Below are 14,135 nucleotides of genomic sequence, written 5' to 3' on the forward strand. Positions count from 1 at the left end.
ACTCCTTTTATATCAGTTTTCCTGAGAAAATTAAAAATCCAAATGCTACAAAATGGAAAGTGATAACAATGCTTAAGGCAGTTGTAAATCCATTTTGCCAACGTGCAGGATGTTTCTTGCGCCAGCGTTCATAATAGCCGTAACCAATAAACATTAAACCATGATAGATACCATAGACGATATAGAATAATTCTAAACCGTGCCAGACACCCATGATAAAGAAGTTTAGGAAAAAGGCTACATTAGACATGGCAAATTGACTTTTTAATAATTTTTTCTTTGACATGTAGAACAGTGCACGCATGTAAATGCAATCTCTAAACCAGAATGATAGCGACATATGCCATCTATTCCAGAAGTCTTTTATATTTTTAGCTTTAAATGGTTGTTTAAAGTTTGGCGGTGTCATAATGCCATAGATATAGCTGACTGCTACCGCAAATAAACTGTAACCAGCAAAGTCAAAGAACAGATAGAAACTATACGCATACATATACAGCCATTTATGCGTAAATCCATGTAAATCCATCATCAATGGATTAATCGCATAGAATTGAATTAAATGCGCAATAATGTATTTATATAGGAACCCTAACATTATCATATGAATCGCTTTTAAAATCAACTCACGATATTGCTCACCTGTTGGAATCTTCTTATCATCTTTCACGTAACGTTTGTAACGGTCGATTGGACCAGATGATACCGTTGGGAAGAATGAAATAAATTGCATTAACTTGCCAACTTTTATTTCTTTAATCGAGCCATCTCGAATTTCCATAATTAATTGAACACTTTTAAAAGTTACATAAGAAATACCTAAGAACCCTACAAATTCAATTAATTTATGTTCATGGAAATGAATTTGATGACCACCTAGCCAAGAGCTTTGCAATATTTTAACCACTGCTAATGGCAAGATAGACAGAACCATAATTACAGTAAATTTTGCAAATGTATTATTTTTCTGTCTCGATTTAAAGTAAAACATAATCAGCGCTGTTTGATAAATTAAATACACAATAAAACATATTAACTGGACGCTAATATATTTCGTACCAAAGAAATGATACTTATCTGAAGCAAAGATAATGACAATCATAATGGCTGTACTAATGCCGTTGTATATATAACTACGCTTACCTAAAAATCCGAGTATAATCACTGGTAAGAGTACAATAAATGCAATTAAAAAGAACGTAAACGTACCATATGGAATCATCCGTTTACAACCTCCGCAATAGCTTTACGATCTAATTTACCATTTGAAGTAAGTGGTAAATGATCCATCCAAACGAATTTTCTCGGTATCATATACTCGGGTAAACGAGATTTCAATTCGGATTTCAATGCGTGAGTCATAGCCATATCATCTTCAACGTGTTGCGTTGGAACAACAGCACCAATTAAGTGAACAACTTTATCATTGCGGTATACTGGCACTACAACAGCTTCTCTCACTCGATCAGATTGGCGTAATTGTGCTTCAATCTCTTCAAGTTCCATACGGTAACCATTCATTTTAATTTGGAAATCAATACGTCCTTGAATGAACCATAGGCCGTTGTCTTCTTTGGCTTTATCCCCTGTATAATAATGGCGAATGCCATCATCATATTTAAATGCAGCATCTGTTTTAGCTTTATTTTTTAAATAACCTAGGCTCACGCTGTTACCTTTAATAACAAGTTCGTCTTCATCAGTTATAGATAACGTCGTACCTGGACGTGCAACACCTACTGGAAGTGGATTATATTGCGCTAATACATCAGGTGTGATTTGAATACTTGTAACAGCTACAGTTGCTTCAGTCGGACCATATGTGTTGTAAATCACAGCGTGTGGATATCTATCAACTAAAGCCTTAGCTGTTCTATGTGCCAAAATTTCACCACAGAAGAAGAAATGATTTAAGCTTGGGTAATCATTTTCATTCAATGTCGGCAATAATAAGCACATTTCAATAAATGATGGTGTAGATACCCAAGTGTTAATTGGTGTAGCCACTAACATGTCATTTAATAACTTAGGCTTTTTAATCATATCTTTATCTACAAGATTTAGTGTGCCACCAGATGTTAAACATGGATAGATTGCCATCACTGATAAATCAAATGAAAATGGTGCTTGGTTTAACCATTCTTGGCCACCATCTTCTTGATGTAACGATACCATCCATTCAGCAAATTCAATCAAGCTTGCGTATTGAATTTGAACACCTTTAGGCTCACCAGTTGAACCGGAAGTAAAGATAGTATATACCGTATCTGTTTCAGTCATTTGACTATCGAATACGATTGGATTGTTTGATTCTTTGACATCTTGAGTCGTAATCGTCTTCGCCCCATCATATGTTAATGGTTCATCAACGGTATTAAAGATGAACTGTGGTTCAACTTTATCAATAATCATGTTTACACGTTCAGCTGGCACCGATGTATCAATCGGAACGTAGCCGCAACCTGCTTTGATAGCACCAAGCATACCAACAATCATGTACGGAGACATATGGCCGTATAAAATCATTGGTTGTTGACTGCCTTGTAATTGATGTGCTAGTTTACTTGATTCCTCAAGTAATTCCTTATAAGTTAATTCGTCATTCATATGTCTTACAGCAACTTGATTCGGCTGCGCTTGCTCAATATCGATTAATTTAGAAATGATATCGTTCATATGTTATATTCTCCCTCATTAAAATTCATTATAAATGAAGTTATTCTGTGTATCGCCAGTACCATAAATTAAATACAATGCTATGAATATAGCTAAATAAAGCAATGTTAATAAATATGGTTTAAGTTTTTTAAATGTTTCTGAAGTTTCTTTTTGTTGGGCTTTCATATCGCACCTCACTCATTCAAAATTAAGATGCACAGCTTATCTTTTGCTGCGCCACTTTTTATAATAAGTATAATTAGTTTCAGATTTATATATTATTTTTACAACTTATTATATCTATTTTTTGACAAGCCTGCAATGTTATCTTTAAAAACACTATTGCAAAGACTTGCACTACACTATTTGTAGAACATATTTTATTTTACGTCTTATTAACGAAACACACAATTACATATGACATAACAATTTTGTTATATACGCAAAAAACTTCTACATGCTATTAAATAACAACATGTAAAAGCTCTGCTTGTATCATAATTTAATGGCTAGTAACCGGTGTTAATGGCGCCTGTTGTTGTAAAACAGCCACGATATTATCAACGCATAATTGAATCATACGATTTCTCGTCTTCACTGATGCGCTGCCAATATGCGGTAAAATGACGGCATTCGGCATAGATAATAATGGATGTTTCTCATTAATAGGTTCTTCACGTAAAACATCTAAGCCGCATCCAGCGATATCACCTTGTTCAAGTGCAAATACAAGTGCGTCTTCATCTACTATTGCACCTCGACCAATGTTGATAAAGATTGCATCTTGTTTCATCGCTTGAAATGCCTCAGCATTAAATTTGTTCTTCGTTTCCACTGTCAATGGTGCTGTACATATGACAAAATCACTTTCTTCTAATAATGTGTCAAAATCAGCATATGTGACTTTTAATTCACGCTCAACATCTTCTCTTCTTGAACGATTATGATATAGCGTACGCGTATTAAAGCCAGTTAAACGCCTTGCAAATGCTTGACCAATGGCACCCATGCCAAAAATACCAACAGTCGAACCGTACACATCTTTACCAGATAATAAGTAAGGACCCCAGCTAGTCCATCGACCATCTTGAACATATTTTTCTGCTTCAACAATACGTCGCGCAACACTAAGCATCAAGGTAAACCCTAATTCTGCTGTCGTTTCTGTAAGTACATCTGGTGTATTGGTTACCACAATATCGCGTGACTTTGCTAGTGAAATATCGATATTATCATAGCCAACTGCCATATTTGCAACGATACGCAACTGTGGCGCTTGTGCGATAACTTCGTGATCAATTTGTTCACTGAGCGTAATGAAACACGCTATTGCATCTTTAATAGCTGTTAAAAACTGTGCTCTAGGCATTGGTACAAGTGCCTTATCCCACATCTCTACTTCCCCAAATTGTTCTAATTGCTGGACAAAGTGGTCTGGGATTTTTCTGGTAACAAGTATTTTAACCATCATTCAGCCTCCTTTAAGTGTCCCTGACTATTGTTGTAATTGTCGAATCACTTCATTTAAATCTTTTACCGAATAAGTTGGCGGAACATCTTTTTCTTGAATTTCAGCAAATGAGGTTACACCCGTTTGAACATGAATTGTATCCACGCCAACATTGATGCCAGACATAATATCTGTATCATACAAGTCCCCGACCATGGCAACATCTGCTTTATCTAATTTAAGTATATCAAGTGCAATATCCATTATAACTGGTTCTGGTTTACCAATAAATTGTGGTTGTTGCCCAGTAGAGACGCTAACGACACTTGTAATAGCACCATTACCAGGTAATAAACCACTTTCTTTAGGAATAGAAACATCCGGATTAGTTGAAATAAATGTGGCACCCTCACGTACAGCAAGTGTTGCAATCGCTAGTTTATCGTAAGTAACTTGTTCATCTAATCCTATCACTACATAATCGACATGTTTATCTCGTCTTAATGTTAAACGACGGTCTAGTAATGCTGCTTTCAAACCACTACCACCAATCATATATACAGAGGCATTTGCTTTTTCATTGGCAATAAAGTTTGCCGTAGCTAATGCTGAAGTCACAATCTCCTCAGGTTTAGCATCAATATGCATCTCGCGTAATTTAGCTGTTACTTCTTCAGGTGTCTTGGTCGAGTTATTCGTTACATATAAATGAGGAATGCCTTGCTGATTTAAATAATCAATAAATTGTGCTGCTCCGTCAACTTCCTCTGTACCTTTGTACATCGTCCCATCTAAATCTATCAAATATCCTTTATAGTGTTTCATTGTTAATTGTCTCCTTTTCCAAAAGCTGTCACTGGTACACTTTCCTGTTCTAAAAATAATGATACTTCATATATAAAGTTGTCATAATACGGTAGTGCATCATCAAACAGAGGTTCAAGTGTATCATGTTGTAAAGTAATATAATCATGTGCAAATTGCTTACGCACTTCGATTGTTTGATTGATTGCAGCTTGTGTTTCAGATGTAATCACACCCTCAAGTGCTAATATATCAATTACATCCTTGTAATTACCAGGATCTCTTAAAATAAAAGCATCGATAATCATATTACCAATATCGACAGATGCTTCAATTAGCATTTGTGCAATGCGCTCAAAAGCATAAGGATTATCTTTATGATCTTGATAATCTTGCGTTAACTGCCTTAAATAATTTAATTTCTGTGTTAATTTTTCTTTGTCTACAAAATACATGCTTAGTCACCTCTTAATGTCTTTATCATATCATAATTTTGCAGCACACTTCATTTGTAGTTATACTAAATAAATAACCTTAAATAAAGGAGCACCACTTTATGATAGATATGTATTTATATGACGATGAAGAACAAAGTCAAGTGCAATTTGTAGGCTTTGTCGGTGAACATAGTCGCTATGATTTGATGTTAGTTCAAACAGACCGTCATTATGGAAAGACATTAGTTTTGAATATGCAGACCAATAAATTTGGAATTATCGGCACAGATGACCTTGAAGAAGATGATTATATCGCCTATATTCTTGGTGTTTCTGATGCAGAAGCCACTGAAATAACCGAATATTTAAATGAAGTCATACAATAACATGTTTATGATTCAATGCTGTGTCATAAACATGTTATCAAAGCATGAAAAAAGCGAGGAAACAAAAGTTGATGTTAACTTTGTTTTCTCGCTTTACTTGTGGACTTTCGTTTTGAAAGTTACTCTGTTGATGCTATGTTGTCTGTGCCAATTAATCTTTATTGGTTTCTATTTGTTGAGATTCTGCTGGTATGGATGGCGCTATTTTGACATCGTGTAGTTTGTCTTCGCTGTTAATTTGTGTGTCTGGCTCACCTAATCGAGTTTTAACCTCGTCTTCTGAAAGACGCTGTAGAACAAAATATGGGCAGCCAAAATTACAATATTCTAAGATATAATCTTGAATACTTGAAAATCGTTTTGAAATTTCAGCCTTTTTGTTACTATCTTTATAAAATCCTTTGAGTCTTAACAGTTCGTAACCAAAATCTCCGACAACAAAGTCATATTTATCGAGAATATCTGCATATTTAGCAGCAAATAATTCTTCATCAAAGCAGTCACGATAGTCCTCAATGATTTCAAAATATTGCTGGTTTACTTTAATCATAAATGACTCACCTTTATATGATAATAAAGACTTAGCAAATACGACAGTTAATCACTCTCGTACAAACTAAGCCCTTTTATTGATAAGAATGACCATAGCTGATAGTGGCTCACATAATACTTCTGCCAACTCAATTTCCACAGTCTATTCGATTATTGTTGATGATTTAATTGCTTTTCTCCTAAGCGATGACGTTCTTTAGCCGCTTCATTAACTTGTTCATCTGCGTGATATGAGCTACGTACCATTGGTCCAGCTTCACAATGTTTGAATCCTTTATCCATAGCTGCTTTACGTAACTTACCAAATTCTAGAGGTGTATAATATTTTTGAACTTTTAAATGCTTACGAGATGGTTGTAAATATTGACCAATTGTCAAAATGTCTACGTCATTCGCACGTAAATCATCCATAGCTTGTAATAATTCTTCAGTCGTTTCACCTAAACCTACCATAATACTTGATTTCGTAGGAATATCTGGTTGTAATTCTTTTGAACGACGTAAGAATTCGAGTGTACGGTCATATGTTGCACGTGCACGTACTCTTGGTGTTAAACGGCGTACTGTTTCGATATTGTGATTTAAAATATCTGGTCGTGATGCCATTAATGTTTCTAACGCTTCATAATCCCCACCCATATCAGATGGTAAGATTTCAATCGTTGTGAATGGATTTCGTTCACGTACTTTGCGCACTGTTTCAGCATAAACATTTGAACCCGCATCTCTTAAGTCATCACGTGCTACTGCTGTAATAACCACGTGTTTTAAATTCATCAGTTCAACCGATTCTGCCACACGTTCTGGCTCATTTAAGTCTAATTCATTAGGTAATCCCGTCTTAACCGCACAGAAACGGCATGCTCTTGTACATACCGCACCTAAAATCATAAACGTTGCCGTACGTCTTGCTCCCCAGCATTCATGTATATTTGGACACTTTGCTTCTTCGCAAACAGTGTGTAGATTCTTTTCTCGCATCATTTTTTTGAGGCCAGTGTAGTTCTCATTCGTGTTAAGCTTAATTTTCAACCAATCTGGTTTACGTAAAATTTCTTCATTTCTTGTAGCCATAACAACGCTTACCCTCCTGAATAATCAATCTTCATTCATTATAACTAAATTTACCCTAAATTAAAACGTAATACGCAATAAATTTAATAATTTAATAACTTTTCTTTAAATATATCGCGTAAAAATTCTGGCATTAAATATTCTGTTGGCAATCCTTTTAGCATCGGGAAGTAACGGCCAAACGTGTACATATCAACCGTTCCCAACGTATAGCATTGCTCATCATCAATGTCTTCTCCATTGATAAAATAACGCGCTTCTGATTCTATAAAACCCAAATTATATAAAATATAACCGCCAAAGATGTCTCCTCTAAAGCCTAAACCTTGTGCATGCTCATGTAAATATTCTTGCTTTTGACTTTTTATAATCACATTTTTCAATTCTGTACCTGTGACTTTTACCCTTACTAAATTAATAGGATGTGGTAGCATACGGTGAATATCGTACTCAGTCACTTGGTCAGCCTGAATACCTTGAACAATCAATCCCGCATTGATGATCGCACAATCTGCATTTGTAAATTCAAAGACACTTTCAGCGAGAAGATAGGTTGTTTGGGTAATGACATCTGTTTTATTTTCTAAGTGAACTGGATGGTGAATCACAGGTTCATTTAGCAGTGCCTTACCTTCCTCATCAAAGTGTGTTTCGACAGTGGGCAATGTGTCGAGGGGATGTAGCATTGCTTCTTTCGCAATGACTTGATGTTGTTCAATGGTTAGCGTAACTTCACCTAAATAGTGACCATATTTTCCAGCGGCAGCCATCAGCACACCATTATTTATTTCACCATGTTCAAAATAGTGATGCGTATGGCTCCCGAAAATAACATCAATATCTGGTATTTCTTGACATAATTGTTCATCAAAAAAGACACCAACATGACTCATCACAATTAAGACATCATATTGTCCTTGACGTGATTGAATCTCATCTTTAATCGCTTCAAGTGGATCTGTCACAATCCAATCTAGCGCACGATAAAATGGTGTAAATGGTGCGGTTGCAGCAACAAAAAGAATCCGTGTCCCTTCGATGTTTTGAATATATGAAGTTGCGATATGGTTAGGCAATTGTCCATGTTCGTCAAGAACATTCGTACAAATCACCTTAAAATGCGCATCATCATATAATGTATTCAAAGCTTCATGCGAAATCGTCATCCCTTCATTATTACCAATGGTTGCAATATCACATTGTGCCTCGTTTAATAACGCAACATTCTTTTTCCCTAATGTTGCTTCTGTCACAGGGGCAGATAAATCGACATGATCCCCAATATCTATATAAAGAGAAGGATGTTGAAGCGCTGGGCGATGTGTCTGTAAATAAGCTTGAATGCGTGCATATTCGTGCAAATGACTATGTATATCATTCGTATGATAAATCGTCAACTTCACAGTACTACCCCCTTTGTAATTTACATCAATGATTTAAAAATAAGATAAATCCCCATGAATAACATGACAGTTCTAAGCAACATGACTACCGTTTCAGACTTAATAGAATGATTGATCTTCACTCCAATTTGTGCGCCAATATAACTTGAGATAATTAAAATGATAGAATATCCCCAAGCCACATGTCCTTGAAAAATGTGACCAATTGAGCTCATCACACTAGAAAAGAAAATCATCATCATACTTGTGCCGACAGCAACATGTGGTGGAAATCTAAAGATAATCAGCATTAATGGCGTCATTAATGCACCGCCGCCAATGCCAAACAATCCTGTTAACACACCAATAAATAAGGTTGCGACAAAAGCCACAAGCGGTGGAACACTATAATGATAAGTTACACCTTCCGAATCCGTATAAGACTTACGATATTGTGGCTTATCAAATAGTTTAATTGGTTTTATTTTATGACGTACCATCAATATAATGGATACAAGAATCATAAAAATACCAAAATATAAATTGAATGACTCTAATGTTAAATAGCGACTAAGCAACGAACCCGCTAATGACCCAGGCAATAAGCCAAATAGGAAAATAGAGCCATTTTTAATATCAACTTGTTTCGTTTTCAAATAGCCTAGAGATGACGATAATCCTGTTACAATGAGTATCACGGATGACGTCCCAATAGCAATTTGAGGCGTAATGCCATGTAAAAGATGATGTTCCACACCTAAATAAACAAGCGTAGGTACAATGATGATACCGCCGCCAATACCTACTAATGAACCAATAACAGCAGAAAGTAGGCCAATTAAAATAAGAAAAATAAAAGTTAATACCATTGATTTCGCCTCTTAAAATAATTTTAGTTGTTGTGGTGCCAAACCTGTATAATCTATTCCAAGCATCTGTTGATATGTTTTGGCATTTTTAGCCGCATGGCCCCCAGAATTATTATTAAACACGACATATACTGTCTTAGCTTTTTGCGCTAATATTTCAACTTTATGCGCGAGGTCTTGCAATTCTTGTTGATTATAATCATATAAATACCGCACATCTCGCCATTCTTGGTCTGTCATATCCTTTTTAGTCCAGCCTTGAGTGTTGCGCCCATGATAACGTACAAAGGCGATATCATGAGTAATACGATTAACCATTGGAATCGAACCCATTTTCACCTGTGGTTCATCACAAACCGCATGAATAAATTGATGGTCGACAAGAAATTGTAATGTCTGTTCCTTATGTACCGCATCAAACCATGATTGATGACGAAATTCAATGCATACGGGAAGATCTAATAATTGTTGGCGTACATACCGTAAATAAGTTACATTTTCCATCGAGCAATCAAACCAAGGCGGAAATTGAACTAACACCAACGCTAATTTATCATGCGTTTGCAGGGGTTCAATCATTGCTTTAAATTGCTCAAACAACGCTTTGCGCGATGTCGCAACATCTTTATAATCCGCATGTAACGTCAACGCTTGATGTATTTTGACAACAAATTTAAACGTCTCTGGTGTCTCTTTAATCCACTTTAATATATTTCTTTCAGGTTGAATCGCATAATAAGAGGCGTCCAATTCAACAATTGGAAAATGACCTGCATACGTTTGAAGTTTATCAGCTTGGCGTCCAATATCTTCATATAACGTCTCATGGTCACCCCAACCAGTTAAGCCAATGTTAATCATATTCATCACCAGTACAATCATACCACAATCGAATTTATTACTTCATTATATCAACTTAGATTTATCAATGATAAACGATTTAAAATTGGCAACGTAATGCTTCTATCTCTGTCAACAATTTATCAAAAAGTCCAGCTACATGACTATCTATAGCCAGTCGTGGTGCTTGTCCACTCCATAAGTGCGTCCATGCATCGTTATGCTTTTGTGCTGAATGTTGACGTATCGATGTTGTCAACTGATTTTGAATTGGATAATCAGGGATTTTACCATTATAATTCTTAAAGGATTGAATAAAATTGTTATTAATACCGCGCGCATATTTGCCACTAAATACATTTGTCACGACAGTATCCGTTTCTTTACTATTCAGAATGGCTTGCTTTAATACTGGGCGTGCACCACTTTCTTGCAACGTTAAAAAAGCTGTGCCCATTTGTACGCCAGAGGCACCTAAAATCAAGCTTGCCAAAATGCCACGGCCATCCATAATGCCACCTGCAGCAATAACAGGAATATCTACGTGATCAACGATTTGTGGTACAAGTGCCATTGTACCAATCATTGATTGTTGCCCTTGAGTTGTAGGTAAAAAGCTACTACGATGCCCTCCTGCTTCGCTACCTTGGGCAATTACGATATCTATACCTTCTTGTTCAATTGCGATTGCCTCATCTACTGATGTTGCAGTACCCATCGTCACAATTTGTGCTGCTTTTAATCGTTCAATGATTTCTTGCTTCGGTATGCCAAATGTAAAGCTACATACAGGAACATGGTATTGAAGCACTAAATCAATCGCAGCATTAAAACGTTGTTCCTCAGTAATATTTACAGTGGGTTCTTCTAGTTGAAGTGCACGACGATAAGGTTTCAGCCAAGCATTCATTTGTGCCACCTCAGCCTCTGAATACTGATAATCACTCGGAATAAATAAATTCACTGCAAATGGTTGCGAAGTTAATGCCTGAACTGCTTGGATTTCTTGTTCTAATCGCGCAGTATCAAAGTAGCCTGCACCAATCGTGCCAAGCCCACCTTGATGACTCACGGCAGCCACTAATTCTGGAGTAGTACTGCCAGCCATACCTGCTTGAATGATAGGATAGTGAACGTTCAAATATTTTGTGAATTGCGTTGTCAACTGCTTCATCTTGTATCCTCCAAATTTACCGTCGTCTTTGAAATTGTTGATGCAGGTGCTGATGTTTTAAACGTTGTTGTTGTAACTTTTCTTCTTCTTCTTTATCCATTTCATCTTCAATATCCATGCCTAACATTTCTTCAATTAAATCTTCATGCGAAACAATACCATCTGTACCACCATATTCATCAAGCACAATCGCTAAATGTTTTCGACTTATCGTCATTTTTCTCAACACCCATTCTGCACGATTGTGTTCATTGACAAACAGTGGTTCAGCAATATATTCATCAATAGTATGACTCGGATCTTTGCTCCAAGACAGTAAGTATTTCGAATGAAACACGCCTATAATATGATCAATATCTTCATCATATACTGGATAACGCGTATAAGGTTCATTCATGACCGTTTGATAGACTTCATCATAAGGTGTGATATTTGAAAAAGCAGTGACATTTACTCTTGGCGTCGTATTAACATCTTTAATCTTTAAATTACTAAACGCCATAACCCCTTTTAAACGTTCACTTTCAATTTCATTCAATGCCCCATCACGCTGAGCCACTGCAAACATCATTTGAATCTCCGCTTTAGACCATTGCGCTTCTGGTTCACTTCCATTCGCAATAAGTCGATTCAACCCTTTCGTTATCGCATCCAATAATAAAGTGATTGGACGCAAGATTGCGACAAACACACGTACAACAGGAAAAATCATACGCATAATGCGATTAGCAAAATTTGCAGCAATAGATTTAGGTATCAATTCTGCAAATAAAATAACAAATACAGCATATATTGTAAGCGTGAGGCCTAAGTGCCATTGTGCATGATAAGATACCGCTGCTACTAGCACAGTCAACAGCGTCATACTTATCGTACGACCAATGAGTAACGCCGTCATCGCTTCACTTGGATGCGCTAAAAATCGTGCAATACGATATGCTTTTTTATCACCTTGCTCGCCTTCAGTTTGAAATTTCGTCCGATGCACCGTACTTAAAGTGGTTTCACCAATAGAAAAGAAGAACGACAACACAACTAAACAAATAATTGCAATAATCATACAACATGCTCCTCTGCAATGAATAAAAATGTTATATTATATAAAATATTCCCAACAATTAAACACCATAAACGCATAAGTTCCCTTAGCCAATATACAAAAAACTTATAAGTGTTAGCGACGATGACGTGCGAATAACACATTATAAGTTTTAATTTAAATTATGTTATTACAAACTGAATAAAGTAAATTCAAATTCATTATGAAATAATCATATATTTTGGGTGACACAGTCTATAATGAGACTCGATAAGTTCAAATCATTTTTAAACTCATAGCTAAATTCACCATAAGTTGCTAACCGATGCTTATTTTCACTGGATTACTTGCTTTCAATCCTGTAACCCATTTCTTTACTCGTTAATATCTCACCAAATAACAAATAAAAATATGTACAAATATATTGGCAATTTGTATAATAAATTAGCGCTAAAAAATAAAATGCAATAAAAGGCCATTGAGAATATAAACATAAAAGTTGCAACAAGGGTAATTTATGGATTTTTTATATTATGAGCAATTTCCTCTTTAGTTATTTCCTTTTCCACTATCCACCTCTCCTCTACAAATGATGTCTTTTTAAGCTAGTTAGTTCTCAATTAAGCTCTAAAGATAAAAAATAGTAATGACATTATTCTTCTAGTTTAAAATCCGAGCCATGTTTAACTACTGTGTGGTCATGATTTTCTCCATGGACTTTATATCTGTATCTTACACGCTGTACATTGTCGTCATTAGTGTAAAATATTGTTAGTGACCTACCAATTCGTTCTGGTTCAAATACATAATGAGGTTTATAAATAATATCCCTACCCAAATTGTTCTATTTTCTTCAGAGTCAACGGGAATAATCAATGAAAAGTATATTAATCCAATAGTTGAAAGTATTATAGTGTTAATTCCTAACCATTTGATTAACTAAAAGCAAAGGCGATTAAATATGAATTCTTTATGTTGTTTATACACATAACTTGCATTTCTTTAGGTTTCATGGACTCTCTCCTTTTTCAAACATTGATATTGCTTTAAAACTGTCAACTAATCTTAGCTATAGTTATACCAATTAGTGCTTGATATTCATTAAATAAATACTAATTTTTTTGTATGTTTCCCATGCAATTAAACGTTATGCCATATATTGTATTTTTTAAAAATAGGGATTAAACAAGTGCTATTTGCCTAATCCCTTATAATTATTATTGATATCGAACTAAAATGTATTGTTCATTAAACAAAGAATTTACAAATTGTCATAGTAGTTGTAACAACGGTTACAATAATTGCGGTTTGTAATAATTTGGCGCCTTTTTCTTCATTATATTGTTTATATTTATAGCTACAGATGATTGAACCGATACCAAATAGAAAAACTACTAGAGATAAGACCATAAATACCCATGTCCATATTTTTAATGCCTTCCCGGTTTCTTCCATATCAATACTCCTCTT

At 35.4% G+C, this 14,135-nt stretch carries 15 protein-coding genes; 1 reads left to right on the plus strand and 14 read right to left on the minus strand.

What is annotated here, in order from left to right:
• Nucleotides 1-7 precede the first annotated feature (7 nt).
• The 6 genes from dltB to AL499_RS04055 form a co-directional block, all read right to left on the minus strand.
• A complete protein-coding gene (gene dltB / locus AL499_RS04030; RefSeq protein WP_002459581.1) occupies nucleotides 8-1,222 on the minus strand; it encodes a D-alanyl-lipoteichoic acid biosynthesis protein DltB in 1,215 nt (404 codons plus the stop codon).
• A complete protein-coding gene (gene dltA / locus AL499_RS04035; protein ID WP_002459582.1) occupies nucleotides 1,219-2,676 on the minus strand; it encodes a D-alanine--poly(phosphoribitol) ligase subunit DltA in 1,458 nt (485 codons plus the stop codon). Before dltA ends, dltB begins: the two co-directional genes overlap by 4 nt.
• Nucleotides 2,677-2,694: 18 nt before the next feature.
• A complete protein-coding gene (locus AL499_RS04040; protein WP_002459583.1) occupies nucleotides 2,695-2,844 on the minus strand; it encodes a teichoic acid D-Ala incorporation-associated protein DltX in 150 nt (49 codons plus the stop codon).
• Nucleotides 2,845-3,160: 316 nt separating this feature from the next.
• Nucleotides 3,161-4,126, minus strand: coding sequence for a 2-hydroxyacid dehydrogenase (locus AL499_RS04045; protein ID WP_037540857.1), 966 nt, complete (start codon nucleotides 4,124-4,126; stop codon nucleotides 3,161-3,163).
• A gap of 27 nt (nucleotides 4,127-4,153) precedes the next feature.
• Nucleotides 4,154-4,933 carry a TIGR01457 family HAD-type hydrolase gene (locus AL499_RS04050; protein WP_002459585.1) on the minus strand — a complete coding sequence of 260 codons (780 nt, stop codon included), beginning with the start codon at nucleotides 4,931-4,933 and terminating at the stop codon, nucleotides 4,154-4,156.
• A 2-nt stretch (nucleotides 4,934-4,935) separates the two neighbouring features.
• On the minus strand, nucleotides 4,936-5,367 hold the full coding sequence (locus AL499_RS04055) for a DUF86 domain-containing protein (RefSeq protein ID WP_002459586.1): 432 nt from the start codon (nucleotides 5,365-5,367) through the stop codon (nucleotides 4,936-4,938).
• Between the two features lie 101 nt (nucleotides 5,368-5,468).
• Here AL499_RS04055 and AL499_RS04060 point away from each other — a divergent pair, with 101 nt between their 5' ends.
• Entirely contained in the window at nucleotides 5,469-5,735 is a 267-nt protein-coding gene (locus tag AL499_RS04060) for a DUF3055 domain-containing protein (protein ID WP_002492325.1), read from the plus strand.
• 151 nt (nucleotides 5,736-5,886) lie between these two features.
• On the opposite strand, the gene AL499_RS04065 is transcribed toward AL499_RS04060, so the two are convergent.
• The 8 genes from AL499_RS04065 to AL499_RS04100 all read right to left on the minus strand — a co-directional run bounded on the left by AL499_RS04065 (nucleotide 5,887) and on the right by AL499_RS04100 (nucleotide 14,120).
• The gene (locus AL499_RS04065) at nucleotides 5,887-6,285 is read right to left on the minus strand and encodes a YutD family protein (RefSeq protein WP_002492322.1); all 399 of its coding nucleotides are present in this window, start codon (nucleotides 6,283-6,285) and stop codon (nucleotides 5,887-5,889) included.
• A gap of 152 nt (nucleotides 6,286-6,437) precedes the next feature.
• Entirely contained in the window at nucleotides 6,438-7,361 is a 924-nt protein-coding gene (gene lipA, locus AL499_RS04070; protein ID WP_002459589.1) for a lipoyl synthase, read from the minus strand.
• 83 nt (nucleotides 7,362-7,444) lie between these two features.
• A complete protein-coding gene (locus AL499_RS04075) occupies nucleotides 7,445-8,764 on the minus strand; it encodes a bifunctional metallophosphatase/5'-nucleotidase (RefSeq protein WP_002492323.1) in 1,320 nt (439 codons plus the stop codon).
• Nucleotides 8,765-8,784: 20 nt separating this feature from the next.
• Nucleotides 8,785-9,612 (minus strand): sulfite exporter TauE/SafE family protein, encoded by an 828-nt coding sequence (locus AL499_RS04080; protein ID WP_002492321.1) that lies wholly within the window; start codon nucleotides 9,610-9,612, stop codon nucleotides 8,785-8,787.
• 12 nt (nucleotides 9,613-9,624) lie between these two features.
• Nucleotides 9,625-10,473: a DUF72 domain-containing protein gene (locus AL499_RS04085; RefSeq protein ID WP_037540854.1), complete on the minus strand. Its 849-nt coding sequence runs from the start codon at nucleotides 10,471-10,473 to the stop codon at nucleotides 9,625-9,627.
• Between the two features lie 79 nt (nucleotides 10,474-10,552).
• Nucleotides 10,553-11,626: an NAD(P)H-dependent flavin oxidoreductase gene (locus AL499_RS04090; RefSeq protein ID WP_002492873.1), complete on the minus strand. Its 1,074-nt coding sequence runs from the start codon at nucleotides 11,624-11,626 to the stop codon at nucleotides 10,553-10,555.
• 16 nt (nucleotides 11,627-11,642) lie between these two features.
• Nucleotides 11,643-12,686: a hemolysin family protein gene (locus AL499_RS04095; RefSeq protein WP_002492877.1), complete on the minus strand. Its 1,044-nt coding sequence runs from the start codon at nucleotides 12,684-12,686 to the stop codon at nucleotides 11,643-11,645.
• A 1,227-nt stretch (nucleotides 12,687-13,913) separates the two neighbouring features.
• Complete coding sequence (locus AL499_RS04100) at nucleotides 13,914-14,120, minus strand: hypothetical protein (RefSeq protein ID WP_002459600.1); 207 nt, start codon at nucleotides 14,118-14,120, stop codon at nucleotides 13,914-13,916.
• Nucleotides 14,121-14,135 lie beyond the last annotated feature (15 nt).

Source organism: Staphylococcus lugdunensis, from assembly GCF_001558775.1.
Classification (GTDB): Bacteria; Bacillota; Bacilli; order Staphylococcales; family Staphylococcaceae; genus Staphylococcus; species Staphylococcus lugdunensis.

Excerpts from the sequence above, each read along its gene's own strand:
- lipA (WP_002459589.1), bottom strand. The coding sequence starts at position 7,361 with ATGGCTACAAGAAATGAAGAAATTTTACGTAAACCAGATTGGTTGAAA.
- AL499_RS04090 (WP_002492873.1), bottom strand. The coding sequence starts at position 11,626 with ATGAAGCAGTTGACAACGCAATTCACAAAATATTTGAACGTTCACTAT.
- AL499_RS04045 (WP_037540857.1), bottom strand. The coding sequence starts at position 4,126 with ATGGTTAAAATACTTGTTACCAGAAAAATCCCAGACCACTTTGTCCAG.
- AL499_RS04060 (WP_002492325.1), top strand. The coding sequence starts at position 5,469 with ATGATAGATATGTATTTATATGACGATGAAGAACAAAGTCAAGTGCAA.
- AL499_RS04065 (WP_002492322.1), bottom strand. The coding sequence starts at position 6,285 with ATGATTAAAGTAAACCAGCAATATTTTGAAATCATTGAGGACTATCGT.
- dltA (WP_002459582.1), bottom strand. The coding sequence starts at position 2,676 with ATGAACGATATCATTTCTAAATTAATCGATATTGAGCAAGCGCAGCCG.
- AL499_RS04095 (WP_002492877.1), bottom strand. The coding sequence starts at position 12,686 with ATGATTATTGCAATTATTTGTTTAGTTGTGTTGTCGTTCTTCTTTTCT.
- AL499_RS04080 (WP_002492321.1), bottom strand. The coding sequence starts at position 9,612 with ATGGTATTAACTTTTATTTTTCTTATTTTAATTGGCCTACTTTCTGCT.
- AL499_RS04085 (WP_037540854.1), bottom strand. The coding sequence starts at position 10,473 with ATGATTAACATTGGCTTAACTGGTTGGGGTGACCATGAGACGTTATAT.
- AL499_RS04055 (WP_002459586.1), bottom strand. The coding sequence starts at position 5,367 with ATGTATTTTGTAGACAAAGAAAAATTAACACAGAAATTAAATTATTTA.
- AL499_RS04100 (WP_002459600.1), bottom strand. The coding sequence starts at position 14,120 with ATGGAAGAAACCGGGAAGGCATTAAAAATATGGACATGGGTATTTATG.
- dltB (WP_002459581.1), bottom strand. The coding sequence starts at position 1,222 with ATGATTCCATATGGTACGTTTACGTTCTTTTTAATTGCATTTATTGTA.
- AL499_RS04040 (WP_002459583.1), bottom strand. The coding sequence starts at position 2,844 with ATGAAAGCCCAACAAAAAGAAACTTCAGAAACATTTAAAAAACTTAAA.
- AL499_RS04050 (WP_002459585.1), bottom strand. The coding sequence starts at position 4,933 with ATGAAACACTATAAAGGATATTTGATAGATTTAGATGGGACGATGTAC.